Origin of the sequence: Microbacterium sp. OR21 (genome assembly GCF_047306785.1) — a bacterium.
GTDB lineage: Bacteria > Actinomycetota > Actinomycetes > Actinomycetales > Microbacteriaceae > Microbacterium > Microbacterium esteraromaticum_E.
In genome coordinates, this window is the sequence record NZ_JAZEXJ010000004.1 from 192653 (window position 1) to 206808 (window position 14156).

Annotated in this window: 13 protein-coding genes and 1 pseudogene; 5 read left to right on the forward strand and 9 right to left on the reverse strand. The window is 70.5% G+C overall.

Annotation, left to right across the window (positions count from 1 at the left end; translation table 11 throughout):
- Nucleotides 1-3: 3 nt before the first annotated feature.
- Nucleotides 4-237 carry a glutaredoxin-like protein NrdH gene (nrdH, locus tag V2S04_RS13460; protein ID WP_071644641.1) on the reverse strand — a complete coding sequence of 78 codons (234 nt, stop codon included), beginning with the start codon at nt 235-237 and terminating at the stop codon, nt 4-6.
- A gap of 376 nt (nt 238-613) precedes the next feature.
- Between nrdH and V2S04_RS13465 the strand changes: the two genes are divergently transcribed.
- Genes V2S04_RS13465 through V2S04_RS13475 form a run of 3 tightly spaced genes read left to right on the forward strand, consistent with a single transcriptional unit; the run spans nt 614 to nt 3738 of the window.
- Complete coding sequence (locus V2S04_RS13465; protein ID WP_413638970.1) at nt 614-1822, forward strand: MFS transporter; 1209 nt, start codon at nt 614-616, stop codon at nt 1820-1822.
- 9 nt (nt 1823-1831) lie between these two features.
- A complete protein-coding gene (locus tag V2S04_RS13470; protein ID WP_413638972.1) occupies nt 1832-2581 on the forward strand; it encodes an alpha/beta fold hydrolase in 750 nt (249 codons plus the stop codon).
- Nucleotides 2578-3738 (forward strand): acyl-CoA dehydrogenase family protein, encoded by a 1161-nt coding sequence (locus tag V2S04_RS13475; protein WP_413638974.1) that lies wholly within the window; start codon nt 2578-2580, stop codon nt 3736-3738. The genes V2S04_RS13470 and V2S04_RS13475 overlap by 4 nt, the downstream gene beginning before the upstream one ends.
- 13 nt (nt 3739-3751) lie before the next feature.
- Here V2S04_RS13475 and V2S04_RS13480 read toward each other — a convergent pair whose 3' ends face one another.
- The 3 genes and pseudogenes from V2S04_RS13480 to V2S04_RS13490 all read right to left on the reverse strand — a co-directional run bounded on the left by V2S04_RS13480 (nt 3752) and on the right by V2S04_RS13490 (nt 5552).
- On the reverse strand, nt 3752-4489 hold the full coding sequence (locus V2S04_RS13480; RefSeq protein ID WP_413638976.1) for an amidohydrolase: 738 nt from the start codon (nt 4487-4489) through the stop codon (nt 3752-3754).
- A 172-nt stretch (nt 4490-4661) separates the two neighbouring features.
- Nucleotides 4662-4946, reverse strand: a pseudogene (locus tag V2S04_RS13485) (ATP-binding cassette domain-containing protein); the annotation flags it as partial.
- A 333-nt stretch (nt 4947-5279) separates the two neighbouring features.
- The gene (locus V2S04_RS13490) at nt 5280-5552 is read right to left on the reverse strand and encodes a metal-sensitive transcriptional regulator (RefSeq protein WP_099196194.1); all 273 of its coding nucleotides are present in this window, start codon (nt 5550-5552) and stop codon (nt 5280-5282) included.
- Nucleotides 5553-5586: 34 nt separating this feature from the next.
- Between V2S04_RS13490 and V2S04_RS13495 the strand changes: the two genes are divergently transcribed.
- Complete coding sequence (locus V2S04_RS13495; RefSeq protein ID WP_413638978.1) at nt 5587-6870, forward strand: DUF445 domain-containing protein; 1284 nt, start codon at nt 5587-5589, stop codon at nt 6868-6870.
- Nucleotides 6871-6888: 18 nt separating this feature from the next.
- Here V2S04_RS13495 and V2S04_RS13500 read toward each other — a convergent pair whose 3' ends face one another.
- The 5 genes from V2S04_RS13500 to hutH all read right to left on the reverse strand — a co-directional run bounded on the left by V2S04_RS13500 (nt 6889) and on the right by hutH (nt 12992).
- Nucleotides 6889-7533, reverse strand: a complete 645-nt coding sequence (locus V2S04_RS13500; protein WP_340088806.1) for an SDR family oxidoreductase — start codon at nt 7531-7533, stop codon at nt 6889-6891.
- 140 nt (nt 7534-7673) lie between these two features.
- The gene (locus V2S04_RS13505; RefSeq protein WP_413638981.1) at nt 7674-8573 is read right to left on the reverse strand and encodes an arginase family protein; all 900 of its coding nucleotides are present in this window, start codon (nt 8571-8573) and stop codon (nt 7674-7676) included.
- 27 nt (nt 8574-8600) lie between these two features.
- On the reverse strand, nt 8601-9767 hold the full coding sequence (hutI, locus tag V2S04_RS13510) for an imidazolonepropionase (RefSeq protein ID WP_340088803.1): 1167 nt from the start codon (nt 9765-9767) through the stop codon (nt 8601-8603).
- On the reverse strand, nt 9764-11458 hold the full coding sequence (gene hutU, locus V2S04_RS13515; RefSeq protein WP_413638983.1) for a urocanate hydratase: 1695 nt from the start codon (nt 11456-11458) through the stop codon (nt 9764-9766). The genes hutI and hutU overlap by 4 nt, the downstream gene beginning before the upstream one ends.
- A complete protein-coding gene (gene hutH / locus V2S04_RS13520) occupies nt 11451-12992 on the reverse strand; it encodes a histidine ammonia-lyase (RefSeq protein WP_413638985.1) in 1542 nt (513 codons plus the stop codon). Before hutH ends, hutU begins: the two co-directional genes overlap by 8 nt.
- 51 nt (nt 12993-13043) lie before the next feature.
- Here hutH and V2S04_RS13525 point away from each other — a divergent pair, with 51 nt between their 5' ends.
- A complete protein-coding gene (locus tag V2S04_RS13525) occupies nt 13044-13832 on the forward strand; it encodes an IclR family transcriptional regulator (protein WP_413638987.1) in 789 nt (262 codons plus the stop codon).
- Nucleotides 13833-14156: the final 324 nt, after the last annotated feature.

Here is a 14156-nt window from a genome sequence, read left to right on the forward strand (position 1 = left end):
ACCTTATGCGAGACGGGCTGCGAGCTCGTCGATCTTGTCGGGGCGGAAGCCCGACCAGTGGCCGTCGTCGGTGACGACGACGGGTGCCTGCATGTAGCCGAGTGCTTTGACCTGCTCGAGCGCCGACGCGTCTTCCGAGAGGTCGGTGATCTGGTATTCGATGCCCTTGGCGTCGAGGGCGCGGTAGGTCGCGTTGCACTGCACGCAGGAAGGCTTGGTGTAGACCGTGATCGACATGGTGATGTCTGATTCCCCTCTGTTCCAGGTGGTTTTCCCGGCAGACCCCCGCCGGGACTTCAATACTACATATGGGGACGGACATTGGAAGCGACCACAAGGGGTAGTAGTTACATCCGTGTAGTTTTCCACTGCCTTCCCCAGATACCACACAGCTTGTCCACGCTTTCTTCCACAGCCCGCGGCGTCTCGCGGACGCCCTCGGACCGCGGATTCCTGCGGGTCTGCCGACCCGCATCCGAATCCATCCACAGGCAGGACGCTACGCCCGCCCACCGACACTCGATTTCCTGTGGAGAGGGGTGCTCGGCGTGTCGCGGCGTGTCGCCGTCGCACCTCATCGCGTCCGGCGTCGACGGCCGGATAGCCTTCTCTGGTGGCGGGATATCGGGACCTTCTTCGCACCCCCGGCGTGTCGCGGATGATCGCCGCGCAGCTCGTGGCGCGCTTCCCCAATGGCATGACGAGCCTGGCGATCCTCTTGCATGTCGAGCAGCAGACCGGATCGTACGGCGCGGCCGGCATCGTGCTCGCGGCAGCCTCGGTCGGCCAGGCCGTCGCCGGCCCCGTGACGAGCCGCTGGATGGGCGCGTGGGGCATGCGCCGCGTGCTCGCCCTCACCCTCATCGTCTGCGTGCTCGCCGTGCTCGGTCTCGCGCTGCTCCCGCTCAGCCTGCCCGGCTACATGGTCTTCGCCCTGCTCGCGGGACTGTCGACCCCGCCCGTGCAGGCGGCCGTGCGCACCATCTACCCCAAGCTCGTCAACGCCGGTCAGCTCACTCCGCTCTTCTCGCTCGACGCATCGCTGCAGGAGATCATCTGGATCGTCGCACCGGTGGTCATCACCGTCGTCTCCACGCAGATCGGAACGGTGCAGGGACTGCTGCTGGTCGCGGCGATCCTCGTGCTCGGCGGGGCGTGGTTCATCCTCTCCCCCGAGGTGGGTCGTGTGCGCATCCCACGCAGCCGTCGTGCGTTCGGGCGCGTGGTGCTCAAGCCCCCGGTGATGCTCGCGACGGTCATCGGCTTCCTGCTCATCGGCGCCTGCTCGGCGGTCGAGGTGGGCGTCGTCGCGACCTTCGGGCACGGCGGACTCGAAGCCGGACTCGTGCTGGCGGTGTTCTCGGTCGGCAGCCTGGTGGGCGGCCTGGCCTTCGGGCACATCCCGATCGGCCCGTGGGCGATGGCGCGCCGCCTGCTCATCGTGACGATCGGTCTGGGCCTGACGATGGTGTCGTTGAACATCTTCTGGCTCGGCGGCACCCTGGTGCTCGCCGGCGTCGGCATCGCCCCCGCTCTGGCGGTGCTCTTCGCGATCACCACCGCCAGCGTGAAGTTCAGCGAGACGGCCGAGGCGTTCGGCTGGGCGGGCACCGGGCAGCTGATCGGCGCCGCCGCGGGGTCGGCGGTGGCCGGCATCCTCATCGACCAGTCCGGTCCGACGGGCGCGTATCTCGCGGCAGCCCTGTTCGCCTTCGTCGGTCTGGTCGTCTCGATCGTGTTCGTCCGCGCGTTCCCCGACCTGCGTCACCGCGACCCCTCTCCCTATCCCGACACCGAGCCGATCCAGACCGCTCGCATCTAGGCTGGTCGCGTGCCTGCACCGCTCACCCTCCCTCGTCTGGTGTGGGGCGACGGCCCCCGCCGCGCCCTGCTCGTCCACGGCCTGGGCTCGTCCGCCGCCCTGATGTGGCGCATCGGCGCCGCGCTGGCGGATGCCGGGTGGCAGGCCACCGCGGTCGACCTGCGCGGTCACGGCGACGCGCCTCGCGCGCTCGACTACTCGGTCGCCGCCTACGGCGCCGACGTCGCAGCCGCCCGCCCGGAGGGCGGCGGCGAATGGGATGCCGTGATCGGTCACTCGCTGGGCGGCGCCTCGACCGTGGTCGCCGCGACCACGGCATCCGGATGGGCGAGGCGCCTCGTGCTGATCGATCCGGCGATCCATGTCGCCGGGCGCGACGAGGGGATCATCCGCCGCAGCCAGAAGCGCGCCTTCGCGGCGCCCGACATCGACTCGGTGCGCGCAGAGCATCCCGACTGGCACCCGCAGGACGTGGAGCTGAAGGTGGATGCCGTGCTTCGGGCCAGCCGGTGGGCCGTCGAGCAGACCAGCGCGCAGAACCAGCCGTGGGACGTGCGCGCGCAGGCAGCGCAGCTCGACATCCCGACCCACATCGTGGGAGCCGACCCCGAGGTCTACAGCCTGTTCACCGGCGACCTGGCCGAGTCGGTGCTCGCGAATCCGCACATCACCATGTCGGTCGTGCCCGACGCAGGTCACTCACCCCACCGCGATCGCCCCGAAGAGACGATCCGGCAGATCCTGGAGGCCCTCTCGTGAGCGCATTCGATCCCGCCCGTCATCTGCCCGACGATCTGCTCGAGCGCATCCGCGAGCGGGCGGCGGTGCATGATCGGGAGAACACCTTCCCGCAGCAGGATCTCGACGAGCTGCGCGAGGCCGGGTACCTGTCGATCCTCGTGCCGCGCGAGCGCGGCGGTGCCGGCCTCGGCCTCGTCGAGGCGGCGGCGCTGCAGCAGCGCCTGGCGTGCGCGGCGCCCGCCACCGCGCTGGCAATAAACATGCACCTGGTGTGGACGGGTGTGGCGAAGGTGTTCAGCGACCGCGGCGTGCCGGGGCTGGGGTTCGTGCAGGACGGCGCCGTCGCCGGCGACGTCTTCGCGTTCGGCATAAGCGAGGGCGGCAACGATCTGGTGCTGTTCGGCAGCGACACGGATGCCGTGCCGCAGAGTGACGGTGGCTACGCCTTCACGGGCACCAAGATCTTCACCTCCCTCGCCCCGGTGTGGACGAAGCTCGGGCTGCACGGTCTCGACACCACGAGCCCGGATGCCCCGAAGCTCGTGTTCGCGTTCATCGACCGCACGGACGCCGTGACCACGAGCGACGACTGGGACACCCTCGGCATGCGCGGCACGCAGAGTCGCACCACGCGACTGGACGGCGCAGTCGCGGCGCCCGAGCACGTGGTGCGCCGCATCGATCCCGGTCCGAACCCGGACCCGATCGTGTTCGGCGTCTTCAGCGTCTTCGAGATCCTGATGGCATCGGTGTACACCGGCATCGCCCGGCGCGGACTCGACCTCGCTGTCGGCGCCGCGAAGGCGCGCCGTTCGAAGAAGACCGGGACGACTTACAGCCAGGATCCCGACATCCGGTGGCGGATCGCCGAGATGGCAATGGCGTACGACGCCCTCCCGCCGCAAATCGCCGCGCTCGCGCGCGACGTCGACGACAGCGCCGACCACGGCGCGCGCTGGTTCACGCTGCTGTCGGGGCTGAAGCACCGCGCGGTCGTGATGGCGAAGCAGGTCGTCGACGAGGCAATGCTCGTCGCCGGCGGCAGCTCGTACTTCTCCTCGAACGAGCTGTCGCGACTGTACCGTGACGTGCTCGCCGGCATGTTCCACCCGTCCGACCCGGAGTCGGCGCACTCGACGGCCGCGTCCGCGTGGCTGGGCCCGATCGAGATCTGAGGGTCCGCCCCGATCAGGCCGCGAAGACGCGCACGCCCTCGACCCAGGTCCCGAGAACGCGCGTCTGGCCGATCTGCTCCGGGTCACCCTCGAAGGGGTCGCGGTCGAGCAGCGCGAGATCGGCCAGCATGCCCACTCGGATGACACCCGTCTCAGGCAGGCTGTTCACCCGCGCCGACCCGGCGGTGTACGCCTGCAGCGCGGTGCCGAGGTCGATGGCCTGCTCGGGCAGGAACGGCGGGTAGTCGCCCTCCCACTCCGAGGGAGCGGAGCGCCGGTTGACGGCCGTGTGGATCGCCGCCAGCGGATCGGGTGTCGAGACCGACCAGTCGCTGCCCGCGGCGAGCGCGGCGCCCGAGCGCAGCAGGTCGCCGAACGGGTACTGCCAGCTCGAGCGCCGCTCGCCGAGGAACGGCAGGGTGAGGTCGATCATCTGCGGCTCGAGCGTGGCCCAGAGCATCTGCATGTTGGCCGTCACACCGAGTCGGCGGAAACGCGGCACGTCGTCGGGGTGCACCACCTGGATGTGCGAGATGTGGTGCGGGTTGCCGCGCGGGCCGTTGCGACGCAGCGCCGTCTCGACGGCGTCGAGGCACTCGCGCACGGCGCGGTCGCCGATCGCATGGAAGTGCAGCGTGAAGCCGAGCGCGTCCAGCCGCGCGGCCGCCTCGTTCAGCACCTGCGGCTCGACGAACGAGATGCCGGCGTTCTCGGTGGGATGCCCGTGCCCGTCGCAGTACGGTTCGAGCATCGACGCCGTGAAGTTCTCGGTCGTGGGTGACGAAGACGAACGTCGTGCCGAGCCGGGACTGCAGCAGCTTCAGCTCGACCTGCATCTCCTCTCGCAGCTGCCGGTCGAGCGCGGCGAGCGGCTCGTCGAGCAGCAGCACGCTGGGCCGGTTGATGAGTGCGCGCGACAGGGCGATGCGCTGCTGCTGACCGCCGGAGAGCATGGTGGGCTTGCGGTCTGCGAAACGACGCAGCTGCACCATGTCGAGGGCGGCGATCACGCGCTCCCGCTGCTTCGCCTTCGGCACCCGGCGCTGCTGCAGACCGTAGGCGACGTTCTCGGCGACGGTCATGTGCGGGAACAGCGCGTAGGCCTGGAAGACCGTGTTCACCTCGCGGCGGTGCGGCGGCAGGCCGAGGACGCTGCGGCCCGAGATGCGGATGTCGCCGCTGTCGGGATGCTCGAAACCGGCGATCATGCGCAGCGTCGTGGTCTTGCCGCAGCCCGACGGTCCGAGCAGCGACAGGAACTCCCCGGCTTGATCGGCAGCGACAGGTCGTCGACGGCGGTGGCGTCACCGTAGTGCTTGGTGACCCCGATGATGTCGACGCCGCCGGTGCCGGGCTCAGCGGCCGGGGCTGGGGCCGGGGTGGGGGCCGCGGGTGCGGGCTGTGCCATGGAACCGCCACGTTGAGTTCTGACTAGCGTCAGTCAAGCACAGTCACGCGGGGAGGTATAGCGAAAAGCGAAGAAGGTGATCAGATCAGCGACGATATCCGTTGTGAACCAAACCCGTCGCTGCGGATATGGTCTACTTCCGGTCGAAGTCGAAGGCCTTCAAGAGCTCATCGACCGCCGTCTCGCGCTCGTCGCCACCCTGTTCGAACATGTGCGTGACGTGCGTGCGCAGATGATTCTCGAGCAGCAGGCGATTGAGGGATTCCAGTGAGCGCTGCACGGCACGGGACTGCGTGATGATGTCCATGCAGTACTCCTCGTTCTCGATCATCCGTGCGATGCCGCGCAGCTGACCTTCGAGGATGCTGGTGCGGTGCAGGGCACGCTTCTTGATGTCGTCGATCACCCTTCGAGCCTAGTCACCGTGAAAGGATGTCGGCATGTCGCGAACACCGATGGCGCTGCTCTCGCCCGCCGATCAGGAGCGACTGCAGAGCCTGCGCCGCATGAAGGCCGTGGCCCTCGGCGCGCTGCTCTTCATGGCGATCGTCTTCGTCATCTCGTTCTGGCTCGAATCCAGGCATCCGTGGCTCGGGTACGTCCGCGCGGCCGCCGAGGGCGGCATGGTCGGCGCTCTCGCCGACTGGTTCGCCGTGACCGCGCTGTTCCGCCGTCCGCTCGGCCTGCCGATCCCGCACACCGCGATCATCCCCAACCGCAAGGACGAGATCGGCCGCACGCTCGGCGAGTTCATCGAGACGAACTTCCTGGCGAGCGAGGTCGTGCGCGACAAGCTCTCGCGCACCGCGCTCGCGCAGCGGTTCGGCGACTGGCTGCGCGTGCCCGCGCACGCCGAGCGCGTGACGGCCGAGGCGTCGACCGCGGCCACCGCCGTGCTGCACGCCCTCAGCGACGACGACGTGCAGGGCCTCATCGCCGATCTCGCCCGTGAGCACCTCATCGAGCCGGACTGGGCGCCCACCGCGGGAGGCTGGCTGCAGCGGATCGTCGAGACCGATGCGCACCGCAGCGCCGTCGACCTGGCGGTCGACAGCATCGGGTCGTGGCTCGAGAACAACGCCGCCGCCTTCCAGGGGCTGATCTCGCGCCGGCTTCCGGGCTGGGTGCCCAAACTCGCGCATCGTTTCGTCGACGAGACGGCGTACTCCGAGGCGCTGAAGTTCGTGCGTGCCGTGCACGCCGATCCCCGGCATCCGGCCCGCCTCGCCATCGACGGATACCTGGTTCGGCTCGCGGACGGTCTGCAGCACGACCCGGCGCTGCGCGGGCGGCTCGAGAGCGCGAAGTCGAACCTGTTCGACAGCCCGCGCGTCGGCGAGCTCGCGGCGCAGCTGTGGAACACCGCGAAGGCCGGCCTGCTCGCCGCCCTCGCCGACCCGCAGAGCGGTCTGCGGGTGCGCGCGTCGCAGGCAGTGGCCGAGATCGGCGACCGCCTGGCCACCGAGCCTGCGCTGCAGGCGCGCGTCGACGGCTGGGCGACCGACGCCGCGGTCTTCCTCGTCGACCGGTACCGGCACGACATCGCCTCGATCATCACCGACACCGTCGAGAAGTGGGATCCCGCCGAGACGACCGAGAAGATCGAGCTCATGGTCGGGCGCGACCTGCAGTACATCCGCCTGAACGGCACCGTGGTCGGCGCCCTCGCGGGGCTCGCGATCTACGCGATCGCGCATGCCCTGATCCCGGTCGGCCTCGGTTGAGCCGGTCGGGAACCGAGGTCAGGCGCGGAGCGCGTCGGCGATCGGCTGGTCGCCGGCGTTGAACCGGATGGTGCGGCGAACGGTCGAATCCTCACGCAGCGTCTCGGCGATCACCTGCGCGACGTCTGCGCGCGACACCTCACGCGACTCGTCGGCGGTGACGTCGATGCGCCCGGTCGCCTCACCGAGGGTGAGGCTGCTCGGCCCGAGGATCGTCCAGTCGAGCCCGGATGCCCGCAGGTGCTCGTCGGCCGCCGCCTTCGCCTCGGCGTAGGTGTGGAACGGGTTATCGGCCGGGACGCCGTGGTCGGGCGATGCGCCGAAGTACGACACCATCACGTAGCGCCGCACCCCCGCGTCGGCCGCCGCATCCATCGATCGCACGGCGGCGTCGCGATCGACGGCGCGGGTGCGCGCGGCGTCTCCGCCGCCGGCGCCGGCCGACCAGACCACGGCGTCGTGCCCTGCGAGCAGCGCGGCGATCGCCGCACGATCCTGCTGCTCCACATCGAACACAACCGGCTCCGCGCCGGCCGCCCGCACGTCGTCGGCGTGGTCGGGGTTGCGGATCACGGCGGTCACCTCGTCACCGCGAGTCGAGAGAAGAGGGGCGAGCAGGAGAGCCACCTTGCCGTGGCCGCCGAAGATCACGATTCGAGCCATGCCTCCACGGTACGCCCCTCAGCCGGTGCCGGCTCCGCGACGCCAGCGAGAAACCATTTCGGGCACGAGAAACACCCGCTGGCGTGGTGCATCACCGGAATGTGGTTTCTCGGCGGGACCGCGCGGCGCGCCGGACCGCGTCAGCGGGAGGCGAGCCCGGCGAGCAGCTCCAGCACGCAGAGCGCTGCGAGGCGCACGGTGCGTGCGTCGTCGGCATCCGCCGTGGCGTCGACCTCGGCGATGTCGGCGCTGACCACCCGCGAGTCCGCCGCGATCGCGCGCACCAGCGCGCGCAGCTCCCCCGCGGCGAGGCCACCCGGCACGCTCGCCGGGCAACCCGGCGCCATCGAGCGGTCGACGACGTCGACGTCGACGTCGAGGTGGATGCGCGACCCCGCCCCCGCGATCGCGAGCGCCTCGGCCACAACCGCGCGGATGCCCTTCTCGCGCACCTCGTCGAGGCTGATCACCCGGATGCCCCAGTCGGCTGCGCGCCGGGCGTAGGCGCCGGAGTTCGCGAAGTCGGCGATGCCGATCTGCACGATGCGCGTCGGATCGACGCGCTCGACCTCCGGTGCGTCCTGCACCAGGCGACGCACGGGTGAGCCGTTGGAGACGCCGTCGCGCAGGTCGAAGTGGGCGTCCAGCGTGATCAGCCCGTCGGCTCCGGCACCGCGGGCGACGGGGTAGGTGAGCGAGTTGTCACCCCCGAGGGCGATCACCAGCCGCGCCTGCTCCGCGAGCTCACGCACTGTCGCGACGGCGCGCTCGATGCCTTCATCGCCGTCGGGCTCGTGCACGTCGCCGGCGTCGACGATGTGCAGCGCCTCGTCGAGGTCGACGACCGGCGGACCCATGAGCGTGGCGCTGTAGCGCGGCAGCGCGTCGCGGATCGCCGCCGGAGTCGCGTGCGCTCCGGTCGGCGACAGCGACGTGCGCCAGGTCGGGATGCCGATGATCGCCGCGTCCACCTTCTCGCCCGCAACGGGTGCAGGCCAGGACCCGGCCCGCGGCCAGAGCTCGTCGTGTGAGAGTGCCATGTCGTCCTCCTGAATCGTCGCGTCGCGTCAGCGGACCGCGACGCCGTCCTTCCAGACCGTCTTCACCAGCGGCACCCCGGGGCGGTACGCAAGATGAACCCGGGTCGGTGCGTCCAGCAGCACGAGGTCGGCGCGCCTGCCCGACGCGATCATGCCGATGTCAGAGCGCTGCAGGGCTGCCGCTCCCCCGGCCGTCGCCGCCCAGACCGCCTCGGCAGGCGTCATGCCCATGTCACGCACCGCGACCGCGATGCAGAACGGCATCGACGAGGTGAAGCTCGAGCCGGGGTTGGTGTCGCACGCGATCGCGACCGTCACACCCGCGTCGATCAGGCGACGCGCGTCGGGATACGGCTGCCGGGTCGAGAACTCCACCCCGGGCAGCAGCGTGAGGACGGTGTCGGATGCGGCGAGCGCGGTCACGTCGTCGTCGGTCAGGTACGTGCCGTGATCGACGGATGCGGCACCGAGCTCGATCGCGAGCTGCACGCCCTCTCCGGGGCCGAGCTGGCTGGCGTGCACGCGCGGCTTCAGCCCGCGCGCGATGCCGGCCTCGAGCACGCGGCGCGACTGCGCCACGGTGAACGCTCCGGTCTCGCAGAACACGTCGATCCACTTGGCGTGCGGTGCGCAGGCATCCAGCATCTCGCCGACCACGAGATCGACGTACTCGTCGCCCCGGTCGGCGTACTCCGCCGGCACGACGTGCGCCCCGAGATAGGTGACCTCCTCGGTCGTCTCCGCCGCGAGCCGCACCAGGCGGGCCTCGGTCGCGACATCGAGGCCGTAGCCGCTCTTGATCTCGACGGTCGTGGTGCCCTGGGCGAGCATCTCATCGAGAAATCCGCGCACCCGGGCGCGCAGCTCGGCATCGGTCGCACCGCGGGTGGCGGCGACGGTCGAGCGGATGCCGCCTGCGGCATACTTTTGCCCGGCCATGCGAGCCTCGAACTCCGCGGCTCGATCGCCGCCGAAGACGATGTGGCTGTGACTGTCGACGAAGCCGGGGATGACGGCGCGGCCGCCGGCATCCACCTTCTCATCGGCCGAGGGCGCTTCGGCCGACGGACCGACCCACGAGATCAGGCCGTCCTCCACGAGAACGGCCGCGTCGGCCAGGGTGCCGAACCGGTCCACCGGGGAGCCGACGTTGGTCGTCAGCTCCCCGATGTTCGTGATGAGCGTGCTGCTCACAGCATCGGCACCTTGAGTCCGCGCTCGCGAGCGATGTCGCGGGCGTGCTCGTAGCCGGCGTCGACGTGGCGCATGACGCCGGTGCCGGGGTCGTTCGTCAGCACGCGCTCGAGCTTCTCGGCGGCGAGCTCGGAGCCGTCGGCGACCGTGACCTGACCGGCGTGGATCGAGCGACCGATCCCGACGCCGCCGCCGTGGTGCAGCGAGACCCAGCTCGCACCCGACGACGTGTTCAGCAGAGCGTTGAGCAGCGGCCAGTCGGCGATCGCGTCGGAGCCGTCCTTCATGGCCTCGGTCTCGCGGTAGGGCGATGCGACCGATCCGGAGTCGAGGTGGTCGCGGCCGATGACGATCGGCGCCGACAGCTCACCGGAGGCGACCATCTCGTTGAACTTGAGGCCCGCCAGATGGCGCTCCTTGTAGCCGAGCCAGCAGATGCGCGCGGGAAGGCCCTCGAAGTGCACCTTCTCTCCGGCCTTGTCGAGCCAGCGGTGCAGCGCCTTGTCCTCGGGGAACAGCTCGGCGATCGCACGGTCGGTCTTGTAGATGTCCTCGGGGTCGCCCGAGAGCGCAGCCCAGCGGAAGGGTCCGCGGCCCTCTTCGAACTGCGGGCGGATGTACGCAGGCACGAATCCGGGGAACTCGAACGCCCGGTCGAATCCGCCCAGCACGGCCTCGGCGCGGATCGAGTTGCCGTAGTCGAATACGGCAGCACCCGCATCCTGGAATGCGACCATGGCGGCGACATGAGCGGCCATCGCCTCTCGGGAGCGACGGGTGAAGTCCTCGGGGTCGCGCTCGGCCTCGGCCTTCCAGTCCTCGACCGAGACGCCGATGGGCAGGTAGGCGAGCGGGTCGTGCGCGCTGGTCTGGTCCGTCACGACGTCGATCGTCAGTTCCCCGGCATCCTGACGGCGCTTCAGCTCGGGGAACACCTCGGCGGCGTTGCCCACGACGCCGACGGACAGGGCCTCGCCTGCCTCCTTAGCGGCGATGACGCGAGCCACGGCGGCGTCGAGGTCGGTGGTGTACTCGTCGAGGTAGCCGTGATCGACGCGGCGCGACAGGCGCGACTCGTCCACGTCGACGATGAGCACGACACCGTCGTTGAGCGTGACGGCGAGCGGCTGAGCACCGCCCATGCCGCCGGCGCCGCCGGTGAGGGTGAGAGTGCCCTTGAGCGAGTCCTTGCCCAGCGAGCGTGCGACGGCGGCGAAGGTCTCGTAGGTGCCCTGAAGGATGCCCTGGGTGCCGATGTAGATCCACGACCCCGCGGTCATCTGGCCGTACATCATCAGGCCGAGCGACTCGAGCCGGCGGAACTCGGGCCACGTAGCCCAGTCGCCGACGAGGTTCGAGTTGGCGATCAGCACACGCGGTGCCCACTCATGGGTGCGGAACACGCCGACCGGCTTGCCGGATTGCACGAGCAGCGTCTCGTCCGGCTCGAGCTCGTCGAGTGTCCGGACGATCGCGTCGTACGCCTCCCAGCTGCGTGCCGCGCGGCCCGTGCCGCCGTAGACCACCAGGTCTTCGGGGTGCTCGGCGACCTCGGCGTCGAGGTTGTTCATCAGCATCCGCTTGGCGGCCTCGGCGCCCCAGCTCTTCGCGGTGCGCTCGTTGCCGCGCGGCGCGCGGATGACGCGCGCCGGGTCGTGCAGGGTGGCCCCGAGCGGTGTGGTGTCAGACATTCGCGTGCTCCTTCGCGGTGCGGGAGACTGCGCCCGAGCGGACGAGCTCGGTCACGGCCTCCATGTCGGGTGAGAGGAAGTGGTCGGGTCCGGGCCCTGCGGCCACGGTGCGCACGAGGTCGCGCACGGCGCCGGTCGCCGGCCCCGCCTCCAGTGGCGCTCGCAGATCGAGCGCCCGGGCACCCGTGATGATCTCGATGGCGAGCACCCGCGCGAGGCCGTCGATCGCCCGGCGCAGCTTGCGCGCGCCCGACCAGCCCATCGACACGTGATCCTCCTGCATCGCCGACGACGGGATGGAGTCGACCGACGAGGGCACGGCGAGCCGCTTCAGCTCGGAGACGATGCCCGCGGCAGCGTACTGCGCGATCATCAGCCCGGAGTCGACACCCACCTCGTGAGCGAGGAACGGCGGCAGTCCGTGGCTGCGGGCGGGGTCGAGCGCGCGGTCGGTGCGCCGCTCCGACACGGATGCCACATCCGCGACCGAGATGGCGAGGAAGTCGAGCACAGCGGCGACGGGAGCACCGTGGAAGTTGCCGTTGGATTCGATTCGCCCGTCGGAGGTGACCACCGGATTGTCGATGACGGATGCCAGTTCGCGCTGCGCGATGGTGGCGGCGTGCGCCATCGTGTCGCGGGCGGCACCGTGCACCTGCGGGGAGCAGCGCAGCGAGTACGCGTCCTGGACGCGGCCGTCCTCGGGGCCCTTGTGGCTGTGCACCATGGGCGAGTCGCCGAGGAACGCCCGCAGGTGCGCCGCCGAGACGCCCTGGCCCGTCTGCGGACGCAGCGCCATCAGGTCGGCGGCGAACACGGCGTCGGTGCCGAGCTGAGACTCGATCGACATCGCCGCGGCGAGGTCGGCGGTGGTCAGGAGCATCTCCAGGTCGTGCAGGGCGAGCACCAGCATCCCGAGCATGCCGTCGGTGCCGTTGATGAGGGCGAGGCCCTCCTTCTCCACGAGGGTCAGGGGCGCGATCCCCACCGCGGCGAGGGCGTCGGCGGCGGGCATCAGCCGCCCGTCGGCACCGCGCACGTCGCCCTCGCCCATCGCCGCCAACGCCACGTGCGCGAGCGGAGCGAGGTCTCCCGAGCACCCGAGCGAACCGTACTCGCGCACGACCGGGGTGATCCGCGCGTTGAGCATGGCCGCGTATGTGTCGACGAGCACCGGCCGCACGCCGGTGTGCCCGGATGCCAGAGTCTGAAGGCGAAGCAGCTGCAGTGCGCGCACCACTTCGTCCTCGACCTCGGCACCGGTGCCGGCGGCATGCGAGCGGATCAGGCTGAGCTGCAGCTGGCGACGCCGCTCGGGAGCGATGAACGTGGTCGCCAGTGCGCCGAAGCCGGTCGACACCCCGTAGTGCGGATTCGGGTCGGCGGCCATTCCGTCGATGACGCTCCGTGCCGAGGCGACGCGTCCGCGAGCGGCGGCGGAGATCTCGACCGGAGCGAGGTGGCGGGCGACGGCGACGACCTCGGCGGGCGACAGGGGTGCGTCGCCGATGATCACGGGTGCGGAAGGCTGCATATCTCGATTCCACACTGTCGCGCCCAGCGGAGGGGTGCGGAATGCCAGACTGTGTCTGTGATCCCAGACGTTCCGGATGCCCGGGTGGGCCGACCGCAGGTGCCGGCGGCCGACCAGACGCTGCGCATCCTGCGGCATCTCGCGCAACGCCCGGCGCCGATCGCGGCGACCGCGCTCGCGCGCGACCTCGGCATTCCCCGTTCCACCGTCTATCACCTCCTCGCCACCCTGGAGCAGCACGGCTTCGTCGTGCATCTTCCGCAGGAGCGACGCTGGGGCCTCGGCACCACCGCGTTCGAGCTCGCCGGCGGCTACGCTCGGCAGGAGCCGCTGGCCCGGCTGGGGCGCCCCGTACTCGCGGCCCTCGCGGACCGGCTGGGCGAGAGCGCGCATCTCGCCGTGATGAGTGGTCGTGACGTGCTCTACATCGTCGAGGAGCGCGCCGCGCGCCGGCCCGCCCTGGTCACGGACGTCGGCGTCCGGCTCCCCGCACATCTGACCGCCACCGGGCGGGCGATGCTGGCCGCTCTCCCCCGGGCGCAGGTGAGAGCACTGTATCCGGATGCCGGTGCATTCACCGACCGCACCAGCCGTGGCCCCGCTCGTCCGTCCGAGCTGCGGGATGTGCTTCGCCGGGTGCGTCAGGCCGGGATCGCGGAAGAGGACGGTGAGGTCACCCCCGGCTTCCGTTCGGTGGCGGCTGCGATACACGACCATGCCGGGTGGCCGGTGGCCGCCGTCGCCGTCACCTGGGAAGGCGAGCGGGAGACGCGACCGGATGCGGCCGTGCTCGAGGCGGCGCAGCTTCTGCGCGGCAGGCTCGGCTACGACCGCCGGTGAGACGCCGAGGGCGCCGTGGCACCGTGATCGACGGCAGCCACGGCGCCCTGTCGGCGTGCGACTCGGCGCTATGCGCCCTTGCGGGGCTTGATGAAAGCCTCCGGCTCGCGCTTCGCGCGCTTCTCCGCTCTCTTCTCCTTGAGTGAGAGCTGGGGAGCCTTCTTACCGGCTCGTGATTGCGGTGTCTTTCCAGACATGGACTCGCTTCCCCTCTTTCGGCTGGCGGGTTCGGTAACCACTGACCATAGCCCGTCCCGAGGGGAAGTCAAATCGCGTCGCGTTAACGCAAAAGAGCCACCCGACGATGGGTGGCTCTTTCACAGA